The organism is Chamaesiphon sp. VAR_48_metabat_135_sub (assembly GCF_031418915.1).
Lineage (GTDB): Bacteria > Cyanobacteriota > Cyanobacteriia > Cyanobacteriales > Chamaesiphonaceae > Chamaesiphon.
The window spans coordinates 1-12,235 of record NZ_JANOJV010000145.1; the positions used below are offsets into that span (position 1 = coordinate 1).

The 12,235-nt window shown below is 44.6% G+C and carries 9 protein-coding genes; 2 read left to right on the plus strand and 7 right to left on the minus strand.

Annotation, left to right across the window (positions count from 1 at the left end; translation table 11 throughout):
* From RMO55_RS10475 to arsS, 4 genes are all read right to left on the minus strand, one after another.
* On the minus strand, positions 1–1,103 hold a 1,103-nt coding region (locus tag RMO55_RS10475), incomplete at its 3' end, for a TIGR04282 family arsenosugar biosynthesis glycosyltransferase (RefSeq protein ID WP_310426341.1).
* Positions 1,104–1,183: 80 nt separating this feature from the next.
* On the minus strand, positions 1,184–2,317 hold the full coding sequence (locus RMO55_RS10480; RefSeq protein ID WP_310426343.1) for a class I SAM-dependent methyltransferase: 1,134 nt from the start codon (positions 2,315–2,317) through the stop codon (positions 1,184–1,186).
* 160 nt (positions 2,318–2,477) lie between these two features.
* Positions 2,478–3,389, minus strand: a complete 912-nt coding sequence (locus RMO55_RS10485; protein WP_310426345.1) for an acyl-CoA desaturase — start codon at positions 3,387–3,389, stop codon at positions 2,478–2,480.
* A gap of 143 nt (positions 3,390–3,532) precedes the next feature.
* Positions 3,533–4,549 (minus strand): arsenosugar biosynthesis radical SAM (seleno)protein ArsS, encoded by a 1,017-nt coding sequence (gene arsS / locus RMO55_RS10490; protein WP_310426347.1) that lies wholly within the window; start codon positions 4,547–4,549, stop codon positions 3,533–3,535.
* 92 nt (positions 4,550–4,641) lie between these two features.
* Here arsS and RMO55_RS10495 point away from each other — a divergent pair, with 92 nt between their 5' ends.
* Both RMO55_RS10495 and RMO55_RS10500 read left to right on the plus strand, forming a co-directional pair.
* Positions 4,642–6,324, plus strand: a complete 1,683-nt coding sequence (locus RMO55_RS10495; protein WP_310426349.1) for an aldehyde dehydrogenase family protein — start codon at positions 4,642–4,644, stop codon at positions 6,322–6,324.
* Positions 6,325–6,611: 287 nt separating this feature from the next.
* On the plus strand, positions 6,612–7,316 hold the full coding sequence (locus RMO55_RS10500; RefSeq protein ID WP_310426351.1) for a DUF475 domain-containing protein: 705 nt from the start codon (positions 6,612–6,614) through the stop codon (positions 7,314–7,316).
* Here the strand turns inward: RMO55_RS10500 and RMO55_RS10505 are convergent.
* The 3 genes from RMO55_RS10505 to RMO55_RS10515 form a co-directional block, all read right to left on the minus strand.
* Positions 7,249–7,980 (minus strand): zinc-dependent metalloprotease family protein, encoded by a 732-nt coding sequence (locus RMO55_RS10505; RefSeq protein ID WP_310426353.1) that lies wholly within the window; start codon positions 7,978–7,980, stop codon positions 7,249–7,251. The genes RMO55_RS10500 and RMO55_RS10505 overlap by 68 nt on opposite strands.
* A gap of 173 nt (positions 7,981–8,153) precedes the next feature.
* The gene (locus tag RMO55_RS10510) at positions 8,154–9,464 is read right to left on the minus strand and encodes an aminopeptidase P N-terminal domain-containing protein (protein ID WP_310426356.1); all 1,311 of its coding nucleotides are present in this window, start codon (positions 9,462–9,464) and stop codon (positions 8,154–8,156) included.
* Positions 9,465–9,794: 330 nt separating this feature from the next.
* Positions 9,795–11,996: a TonB-dependent receptor domain-containing protein gene (locus tag RMO55_RS10515; RefSeq protein ID WP_310426357.1), complete on the minus strand. Its 2,202-nt coding sequence runs from the start codon at positions 11,994–11,996 to the stop codon at positions 9,795–9,797.
* Positions 11,997–12,235: the final 239 nt, after the last annotated feature.

Below are 12,235 nucleotides of genomic sequence, written 5' to 3' on the forward strand. Positions count from 1 at the left end.
CCAGCGATGGGACGATCTCGTACCGACGAATCTGTTTGAGTTTTTGCGTAGTCTTTTACACCTCCACAGCCCTCCCCTTTCCAAGGGGAGGGAGCGAAAGCCCCCCCTTTATAAGGGGGGGTTGGGGGGGTAAACCAACCTAGAACGAAGTCCAGCAAACTTGTCAGTACGCGGTCATGTTTTTCTTCTCTCAGACATGGCTGTAAGGTCGATCGAACCATCGTCTCGAAGCCGAATGGCAAAAATGTATCCGCATGGAGAAACAGCAGGATTTCGCCCGTTGCTGCCTTAGCTCCGACATTCATTTGCCGAGCGCGTCCCTTATCAGCAGAGATTACCTTCACGCCTAATTCTGTTGAAATCGATACTGTGTCATCGCTTGAACCTCCATCTACCAGAATTATTTCGACATTTGGGAGGGAATGAATACCTGCTAACACTTTGGCGATTGTCCCCGCCTCATTCAGCGCGGGAATAACGATCGAGATTTTGGTTTCTAATCCTAACTGTGTTAATAATGGTAAGTCTTCTGGTCGATCGATATCGGCTAATTTAGGTAAATATCCAATCGATAAATTCAATTGCTGGGCAATGTCGATCGTTTGCTGCAATACTCGATCGGTACCCCAATCGATATCGACAAATAATGCTGGCTGCGGATGACGTATCCCAATTAAATAATAACCTCCATCTAGTGCTGCGCCTAACACGAGATCTCGATCGAGCAACAGTTCAAATGCTTGCGCCAGGATCTCTGTCGTTAATTCGGGACAATCCGTACCGATGAGGATGACTTGCTTATCTCCTTCCTGACAAGCAGATGAGATCGATCGATCCATCCGCACCCCCAAATCCCCTGCCCCTTGAGACTGATAAACTAAATCTGTACCCAGCCAATCGGCCATCTGCTGGCTATCGCTACCATCAAAATGAATCTCAATTCGTCGATTTAGTTTTCGCGCTTGACACAGGGTATTTTCGGTCATTTGACGATGCAACATTGCCGCACCTGCGGCTCCCACTGCAGGAATCAATCGGGTTTTTACCGCTCCTGGAGTGGGATAGCGCGTGAAAATAATTAACGTAGTTTCGGAGTTAATCATCGATGCACTTCACGCAAATATAGGCATAGATTCGGCGATCGGACAGAGGAAATGGTTGGATAAATATAGAATATTACCGATCATGCATGAGTCATGAGATATTGACCATTCCCATTGTATTCACCATCACAAGTCGCAAAAATTGTCCCCAACATCAGTAAATAGAACCGCCAGATTCGCCGGAACTTGGCGTAATCCATCCCATAGTCGAGAGATTTGACACTCGATTGAGAAGCATCAAATCTCTCTAACCAGGCTGTCATTGTTTTGTGATAATTCATGCCATTCAGGTACCACCGATCGACAGTTTTCAGATCGCGGTTATAACTGGGTATCGCATCATAATTCCAGTAGCGACCGTGAGGAAAAATGTACTTGTGAGTAAAGCCGGACGACATATTATTCGGAATCCGCGCAGTAATAATATGAATGAATACCTTACCATCACTTTTGAGAAAAGAGGCTAACTTTTGGAAAGTATCGGTCAGATTGCCAACATGACAAAACACGCCGATCGAGAGAATTTTATCAAACTTTTCGGCAAACTGCACCTCATTCAAATCGCCTTCATGCAGTGTGAATCGACCTGAACTCAGATAACTCTCTGGATCTTGCATTTTGAGCCGCATGTACTCGCACTGTTGATGACTTAAATTCAGCCCAGTAAAGCGGACATTAGGGAACTTTGACATAATGTAATTGGGCACACATCCCCAGCCACAGCCAAAATCTAAAATATGGTCGCCATCAGCGATGCCTAATCGCTCAATTACCTGGTCGATCATGTGCATTTGGGATATTTCTAAATCGGTAGCTCCACGCTCCCACAATCCCATACTGTATTTAGGATAGATAATTGGCCAATCTCCCAACATTTGATTCAGCATTGCTTGGGGTAAATCATATTGAATCTTCATCAGTTCTCGTGAAGATTCAGCAAACCGATTGGATTCTTCTAACACCCATTCATAGGGAGCAACTAACCCTGGCGCATGTTGAAATAAAATCGGCATCGATGTGTGAAATATCGATCGAAACACCGAATCTGGTATTTCTAAACCGTTAATATAGGCTTCAGCTAATGCCATTTGAGTCGCATTGAAAACACTAGCCATGATTCGTGTCGCTTTGTAGGCGATCGGGGCTTTCACAGTCATATCTCCCATGATGGGGACATATTTCTGCACGGCTGGAAATACGTGTTTAGAAGTCATTTTAGTTTCTCCGGTGCTTAGAGGACTAGTCAGCTAACCGCTCTCACAAAAACATTTATCTAATCAAAAGTTGGGGGTACCAATCAGCCAAAAAGATTTTTTCCAACTTACTGACTTGAGGCTCATTATTTAGTATATCAACCTGTTGAATTTTCAATAGTTAAGAATTTAGGGATGTTTCTACGGCGGCTGGCAGCTCTGATTGTTCTAAGTCGCGGTTTTTTGCCCGCGATAGCAGAGCCGTTTCAGACGGAACTCGGAGCTTTGAGGCTAACTTCAAAAACTCCAGCATTTTAATGAAGCTAAATGTGGGATCGGGAAGATAGACAACCCTTCCAGCGCGAATTGTGATGCCATGCCGACTAGATGACGAAAAGGCATGATGGAGATTGTGCCAGCCTTCACCCAGAGTTATAAATGCCACAAACCCATTATTGCGACTGTGGTCATCAGTGACAAAGGGTTGCTCGCCCACAAGATGGCTCAGAGAGTTAACGGTTTGCACGCCATGAAATAGTAGAGTTGTGCTGAGGAAAAAAGCACCGAGATATTCAATCCCACCCATCGAATAGGAGATCGCTGCTAGTGCCAGCACGGGGACGAAGTGCAATCGATCGATCGTCTTTAATACTACATCACTTTCAGCATCGATCGGCAGCTTGGCAGGAAAAAACCGTGAGGATAACAGCCAACCCGCTTGAGACCAATAAAATCCTTTCATCCCCCGATCTGGAGTATAGGGAGAATGGGGATCTAAATCTCGGTCGGCATGTTGATGATGAGCCAGATGATGCGCTTTCCACCAGTTTGGCCCCATATGACCCGCCGATGCGGCCACAATACTACCTACCCATAGCACCAAGGCTGGAGCTTGATAGCTTTTGTGGGTGAGTAGTCGATGGTAAATGCCCGTTGTTGCCAGCATCCTGATCAGGTATAAAAATACGATCCATAGAGCAGATCCCCATGATAAGCCAGTCATTAGCACAAGCAGCGATCCGATATGGCTGATGATAATCAGCATCGGCCCCATAATATAAGCAACGATTGTGAGTGGAGAATACTGCTTCATTTCGTTTCTAAGTGCCTGGGGAAAATTAACGAGATATTTTTAAAGTTCGATCTATTTTTAAGTTAGATTACTATTATGAATATAATAGCCTTGTCATATTATAAATGGTTTTGCTCTGAATAGATTTTAATCAAATCAAAAACCTATGATATTAAAGCTCCACCACAACTAGAACCACATCCAGCCGTACACCCATAGCAGTAAGTTTCGGTTTGAATTTCACCAATTAAATCTAGAGTACCTGCTGCTAATAGTTTGTCGATCGTTAATATTTCACCCGTGGGAGTTGTAGCGGGGAGATTTGCCATCTGATTGAAATCACAGTCGTAAACGCTGCCGAGATAATCGATCGATAGTTGGTCGCGACACATTAATTGAGGTACGGTGGTGGAATTATAATTAGACTCTAAAAACTGAAGATAAGGTTGGTGAAGCTGGTGATGTTCTAGTTGAAATTTAGTTCGACCGATTGGTAAATTGGTAATCGTAAATAGACTATTAAAGCAAACATCAAAATGTTCTAGGAGGAACTTTTTATAATCCCGTTCGAGAGCTACTTGGTCGGGAGTCAATCTAAAATCTGTCGATGTTGGAATCGGTGGGTTGTATACTAAATCTATCTGTAAACTAGGGTCGCGACCATAGCCGAGCCGATTCAACCATTGTAACGCCTTAATCGAATCATCGAAAACTCCCTGTCCGCGCATTTTATCGACATTATCAGCCAGATAGCAAGGTAAGGAAGCCACAATCCGGACTCGATTTTGGGCACAATATTCAGGGATATCATCGTAACCAGGAACAAAATAAATGGTTAAATTAGACCGAACGATAACCTGTTTACCAGTGGCGACGGCTGCTTCTAGAATAGGTTTAAATCCATTGAGCATTTCCGGCGCACCGCCTGTGAGATCGACAGTTTTTAGTTGGGGAAATGTATAAATTGTTTCGATAACTCGATCGACCACCGCTGATGACATTTCCTCGGTACGATGGGGGCTAGCATCCACATGGCAATGGCTACAAGCCAGATTGCAACGTTTACCCAGATTCACTTGCAGGATCGTTACTGGTTTTTTAGTTAGGGCTGAGTCCAGTCGATGATTAAATGGGGTAATTACTGAATCGATCGATCCACGGGTGGCGAGTGGTTGAGGCATTGAGCGACAATTTTGATGTATAACGATCCTAGCGTAATTTGTTCGACTGTAGATTCGATCGTCAGCCACAAAATCCAAAATCTAAAATCGAAATGACTAGTACTATCCCCACGTCGCAATCAACTACCAACTTCGACGAGATCGATCGAGCCATTACCAGTCTCCACACTCATCGAGATAAATGGGCGCAAACGAGCATTCCTCAACGGTTAGCATATCTCCAAACCTGTCTCGATCGCACCCTTGCAGTTGCCGAAGATTGGGCGATTGCCGCATGTCAGGCAAAAGGGATCGACTCTCGATCGACCCTAGCGGGAGAAGAATGGATTGCTGGGCCGATTTCGACCGTGCGGAATATCCGCCTGCTGATGACCAGTCTCCAGGCGAATGGACAACTTTCCCCGCCCAATATTTGGCAACGGGAGGATGGGCAATTTGTTGCCGAGGTAATTCCATCAAATTCGCTCGATCGACTGTTATACTTAGGGTACCGTGGCCAAGTGTGGCTAAAATCTTGCACTGCTTCAACTCAAGCACGAATCTATCGCAAACCGACAGCTAGTAAAGTTACCCTAATTCTGGGTGCGGGAAATATCTCGGCGATCGTCGCGATGGATGTGCTATCCAAACTATTTACCGAAAATCAAGTCGCGATCGTCAAGATGAATCCGGTGAATGCTTATGTGGGAACGTATATCGCCCAAGCATTCGAGCCATTAATTCAGGCTGGCTTCCTGCATATTGCCTACGGTGGTGCAGAAGTCGGGGAATATCTGTGTCAACACCCACAGATCGAGACAATTCATATTACTGGCTCCCATCGCACCCACGATGCGATCGTTTGGGGCGCAACAGCAAGCGAACAGCAGGAACGCAAAGCAGCTAATAATCCCCGTTTAACCAAACCAATTACCTCCGAACTCGGCTGCGTCACCCCGATTTTAGTCGTCCCAGGTAAATGGTCTAAATCCGATCTGACCTTTCAAGCCCGTCAAGTTGCCAGTACGATCGCCCATAATGCTAGCTTTAATTGTGCCTCAGGACAAGTACTCGTTACCGCATCTGGTTGGGCGCAACAAACCGAATTTTTAGCCGCCGTCCGTCAAGAATTAGCCGCAATTCCCCCGCGAATCGCCTACTATCCAGGTGCCCAAGCGCGATATCAAGCATTTCTCGACAAATACCCCCAATCCCAAGCCCTAGGGACGCGCACCCCAGAGATCGTACCGTGGACGATAATTCCCGATTTACCCCCCGTAGCGGGCGAATATGCCCTAACTGAGGAAGCATTTTGTGGGGTGTTGGCAGAAGTTGAGATCGATGCCGACACCGCACCGGATTTTCTCACCAAAGCAGTAGATTTTGCGAACGAGCAAGTTTGGGGCACGCTCTCCTGTACAGTTCTAATCGACAGCCAAACTCAGAAAAAAGATCATCGAGAACTAGACAGTGCGATTGCTAATCTCAAGTATGGCGCGATCGGGGTCAATCTCTGGTCGGCAATGTTATTCTACTTTGGTTCCACAAGCTGGGGTGCTTATCCTGGTAATACTCTCGCCGATATTGGTTCGGGCATCGGTTTCGCCCACAATAGTTATTTATTCGACCATCCCCAAAAATCAGTCGTCTACGCACCATTTCGGATCTTCCCAACTCCCGTCTGGTTTGCCACTCACAAAAATACCCTGGGTATGGCTCGTAAGCTACTCAAATATGAAGCCTACCCGACTTGGAGAAATCTCCCAGCGTTGGTGATGTCAGCACTGCGGGGCTAGTTTATTTTGCGAGCCGATCGAGATTTGCTAAGATATTAGATAACTATGATGTTCGATCGATCGCAAACTATCGATCTCAAGGAATGAGATAGAGATTGGTATCCTGTCGTTTTAAATTGGGCAATAAGTAAGTTTAGATATTCTATGCGGGTATTATAAATACATAGTTCTTTCAATAGTACGATTTACCAAACATTAGGAATTTAATTTCCCCGCAAGGGCATTCCCCTAAACCCTAATGCCTAATCCCTAATCCCTAATCCCTAATTTAAGTCGTTAACGATCTGATGATTGACAAATTACTCGATGCTCCATTAGCAGTTGGTACATCAACACCCATGCTGCTGCTAGTGCTGGTTGCCTTGGAAGCCGTATTATCGGCTGATAACGCGGTTGCACTAGCTTCTATTTCCCAAGGATTAGCCGATGATAAATTACGCCGTCAGGCATTGAATATCGGCTTGATCCTTGCATATATCCTGCGGATGACATTGATTTTAGCGGCTACTTGGGTAGTGCGCTACTGGCAATTTCAGGTTTTAGGTGCTGCTTATTTACTCTGGTTAGTATTTCAGTACTTTAGTTCCAAGACAGATGAAGATGGCGAACATCATGGGCCAAAGTTCACTAGTGTTTGGCAAGCAGTTCCAACAATTGCGATTACCGATTTAGCTTTTTCTTTAGATAGTGTTGCGACCGCAATTGCCGTATCTACTGATACTTGGTTAGTCATTAGTGGTGCCACAATTGGGATTATTATTCTACGATTTATGGCAGGATTATTTATTCGCTGGTTGGATGAGTATACACATCTCGAAGATGCTGGTTATATTACCGTTGGATTAGTTGGACTCAAGCTTCTAGTCAGAGCATCATTCCCCGAGCTAGAGATTCCTGAAATGTTAACAGTCGCGATTATTGGACTTATTTTTGCTTGGGGATTTTCGCAGCGGGAAGACTCGACAGAAGAGTTGCCTGATGTTGGTGAATAGCATAATTCATTTGGGTAATTTGTTCGGCATGAAATGACGGCGGCATCAGACTATGAATGCGATGATCTAAGCCGTCATTCATCACATCTGCGGGTAATTCAGAATGATCTAGTCCTAATGTATGAGCGACTTCATGAGCGATCGTATTTGCCATCAAATTTGATAATTGACCAGACGATAAATGAGCGCGTTCGGAAGTATTAAGAATTTGGTCTAAGCGAACGATCGCTCGATCTGTTACCCCACCTTGACGAAAGCTGGCAATACCTAAATAATCGACAGGTTCTCGATCGACGATCAAGCCAATATGTGTAAATCTTTCGCCCCACTGTTGGGGATCTGGTGGTTCAGAAGTTAGGAAAACATTAATACTTCTAAACGCACTAAAAACTTTGGCAAAGACATCTTCTAGTATTTCTAATAACATCGATTCAGTTTGAGGATCGACATCTACCCAGCAAGCATTTACCCAAATGCAATGAGGATACTTAGGTTGTCGGTTGTTTAAATTTGCCCCGCATTGAGGGCAAATTCGCCAATTAGGTTGAATTGGTAGCCGACAACTCGAACACCGTGCTTTAAGCGGACGTTTGAGGTCGATCCGTTCCCAAATTGGTAATCGATCTCGGTTGCTATTTTTTTTGAAATTTAATCGATCGTACATCAGTTAAGCTAGTGTACAGCTAAATTGAATAGTGAAGTAAGGGGAAGGGGAAAAGGGTAAAGGGTACCCTCAGATCCACACTTATTACTAATATTTTCGTTTCGTACTCCCGAATCCCGAAGCCCGAAATAGTCTCTTTAATTTACGCCCAAGATTACTAGCAACTTGAGTAATTAGAATTCCAAATCTTCCACAAATTTAGGAATAGCGGCGGTGAGGACTTCATTTCCGGTGGCGGTGACGAGGACATCATCTTCGATGCGGACACCGATACCTTTCCAACAATCGTCAATTATGGGTTGTCCTTCGGCGGGTTCGATATCGGGGGAGATATAGATGCCTGGTTCGACGGTGATGATATTACCTGGTTGGAATTGGTACCAGGTTTCGGCACCGTGCATGTAGATGCCTGCGTCGTGAACATCTAAACCCAGCCAATGTCCAGTACCGTGCATGTAAAAGTTTTTATATTTTTCTTCTTCAATCAGGGTATTGACATCACCCGACAGGAGTTCGAGATTGACTAAGCCTTCGGTGATGATCTGGACAGATGTATGGTGGAAATCCTTCCAGGTGGTACCTGGTTTGACTTGCTCGATACTCGCCATTTGCGCGTCAAGGACTAGTTCGTAGATAATTTTTTGTTCGGTGGTAAATTTGCCGTTGACGGGGAAGGTACGAGTAACATCGGAGTTGTAATAGCCGACTGAGCAACCTGCATCGATGAGGAGTAAATCGCCATCTTTCAGTTCGCTGTTGTTTTCTATGTAGTGTAGAATACAAGCGTTCGCGCCAGTTGCAACGATCGAGGGATATGCTACTCCCATTGTTCCATTTTTGCGGAAGATATATTCGATTTCGGCTTCAATTTCGTATTCGTTGACACCTGGTTTGGCAAGCTCGCGGGCGCTTGCGTGGGCGAGTGCAGCAACATGGGCAGATTGGCGCATTAAGTCCAGTTCGGCGGGACTTTTAATCATCCGCAGGGGATGGAGCGTGAGGAATGGATCTTCGATCGAGATCGGCCCCGTACCGCGTTTACCATAGGAACGGAGCAGTCGTTGCCAATGGGTAATGACTTTGTTGTTGAGCTTTTCATCGCGCCCCATGTGGTAGTAAATTTTGTCCCCTTTCTCTAGATATTGGGGCAGCTTTTCATCGAGTTCGCTAATGAGGTAGGCTTCGTCTGCACCATATTTTTCTTTAGCAGCATCGACACCGACACGATATCCCGTCCAAATTTCCTTTTCCCGTTCCTTGGGTTGAACGAACAGGATAAATTTGTGTTCGTCGTGATGGGGGGCAATGACAGCAACAGCATTAGGTTCGTTGAATCCAGTCAGGTAATAAAAGTCACTGTCTTGACGATAGACATATTCAACATCATTGTGCATCACAGCCATGGTTGCACTCCCGACAATTGCCGTGCCATTGCCAATTTTGGACATGAACTGTTCCCGACGTTGGCGGTATTCTGCTTGCATTAACTTCTGACCTATGCTGACTATATTGCTATTTTAGCAATCGTAATTAAAATAGACTACTCACATCTTGCACCAGACGTAAAATCTCCAGTGAAATAGCTACCGTGTATACACAAGTCTGGATAAAAGCGAAAACCCTAGAAATCCCCCTTAAAAAGGGGGACTTTGACCGAATCTTAGCCCCCTTTTTAAGGGGATTGGGGGATTTAGATCTCCAAAAGAAGTCTAATAGACTTGTGTATACGCGGTAGGTGAAATAGCGGATGTGCTCCGGTCGGTATTAATGGTAGTAGAGACAATTCATGAATTGCCCCCACAATGAAATCACAACTAAAAATTCGCTGAAACTCCTGCTCGAAAAGTTCTACCTGGGCTGTAAATCCGATTTACTTTTTCGTATTGAACATCAGCAAGATTCTCGACATAGAAATTTAGTCCGATATTCTCACTAATCGGTACCCGTGCGCTCAGATCTAAATTAAGAAAGGATGGGACAAAGTTGGTACTGGTTTGTCCAGGATTATTAAAGAACACACGACGGGTTCCACTATTATAATTTGTGAGCAGATTGACTTCCCAACCTTGATTTGCATAACCAATGCCCAGTTGAGCGACAGAAAAAGGCACCAGAGCTAATTGTAAACCACTTTCTACACCCGTCTGAATTTTGGCATCAGTGTAGGTATAATTCAAAAAAGTAGACCATTGGGGCGTTAGTTGTTGCTTGACTCCAACTTCCAATCCATTGGTAGCCACTCGTCCGATATTTGCCCATTGAGTCGTCGTCGGGTTAATTGCTTGGGTAGCGAGGCGATTGTTGAGATTACTCCCGAAGTAGGTAATCGTACCTGTAGATGTATTGCTCAATGCGAGATCGAATCCAGCCGTCCAATTTGCACCTGTTTCTGGTTTGAGATCGGGGTTGGGAAACCAACCATGCACGGTATCGTATAGATATAATTGGTCTAGCCCAGGATTTCGCTGTGCGCCAGTTACCGATGCGCGGAGAGCGAAAGCTGGATCGATTTCCCACCGAGAGCCGAGACTAGGATTGAGATAATTACCGAATTGACTATTAAAATTTTGACGGACACCTAAATCTACGGCAACTTTGTCGCTAATTTTCCAGGTATCGACAGCAAATAGGGCGGTATTAAAGACGCTACGATTTTCAACATCATTAAATACAATCCGAGCGGGAACGGTACTAATTGATGAGCCATTTAGTTGACGACTTTGCAGTTCGCCACCCCAGCGGAGAGTATTTGTCGGTGTGTTTTTCCAGGTATGATCTATTTTTCCAGTTACAGCTTTGGTATCGAGTATGCCCGTGCGATTATTGGTACCGCTCGGCCCAAATGTATTAAAATAATCTTGGTTATAACTAATGGTAGTATTGAGAATCGAACTTTGGTCTTCGGTTAATTGAGACCGCCAATTCAGTCCTAAGTTTAGCGCATCATGGTTTAATCTGTCACGTTGAAGGGGAAACCCAAAGTAGACTAAACCCCGCCGACTGGCGATTTTAGTAACGTCAAAATCGAGTTGGTTGCGATCGCTAATTGCTACCGAAATATTGCCAGTATAACTAATAGTATCAGTATCAGCATTGGAAAGTTTACCCGTCACCGGATCGCGGTTAGCCGCACCAACGGGGACACTATAATTATTGTCGATTAGATATTTTTCGATCCCAATTCGATAGTTTACTTTACGATCTCCACCAGTATAACTGGCCCGATAATTCTGCCGACCATAGGAGCCTAATTCTGCTGATATATTAGTCTGGGGTGTGCCATGATAAGATTTGGTAATAATATTGACCACACCACCAAAAGTTTCGGAACCATAGATAATATTACTCGCTCCACTGGACAATTCGATCCGATCGATCGAATCCACCGGAATACTATTTAGATCCGTTGCGCCGTGATAAGTATTGACATTTGTCCCGATCGATCGACCATTTAGTAAGATAATAAATTGGTTCGTCGATGCCCCACGATAATAAGTTCCGGTGTGAATATCTGCACCGTAACCAACATCATTAATCGCAAATCCAGGTAAATTCTTTAATGCATCAGCGACACTTTTTGCCCCTTGTTTCTGAATTTGAGTGCTATCGATCGTGTGAATTGGCGATGATTTTGGTAAATTAATTCTTCTCTCGCCAGTAACATCAACACTGAGTTCTGGTTCTGCTGCGGTAGAGGGAGTTGGAGGAACTGGATCGGGTGAATTTGGGACTGCTGGGCTTATTAGCGGTGGTGGGGGCGTTTGAGTGAGATCTAGTGATTCTACTTGAGTTGGAGTTGCTGTCGATCTAACTTTTGGCTTGAGTCGTTTCTTTTTCCTAGCGGTAATGAGATAATTCGGACTATCGATCGTTGGACTCGCAATCTTAGATATACTTGCATTCGCGCCGTGGTTTTCTAATAGTATTAAGTTTGGAGATGCGATTGTTAGAAAGATGCTAAATAGTCCACCTGTAGTAGTCACAATCCAGTTAAGTTGTCGGTTCAATATAGTCATACCCTTTTGAAAGATTTAGGACTTACGCCAAAACCTATCACAGGATCTTCTGTCTTGCTTCGCAACCATCAAGTAGCCAAAAAGTGTCAAATTCTGAAACAGGCGAGTGGGAAATTCCTCAGTGTTATTGTGGTTGAGTATGTGGGGTTTGTCAAAAGACAGGCTGTCAAACATCTCTTTATATTCAGTTAGATCTGAGTCCGCGAAGGCGGACTTTGCATTCCGAGCGGTTAAAACTG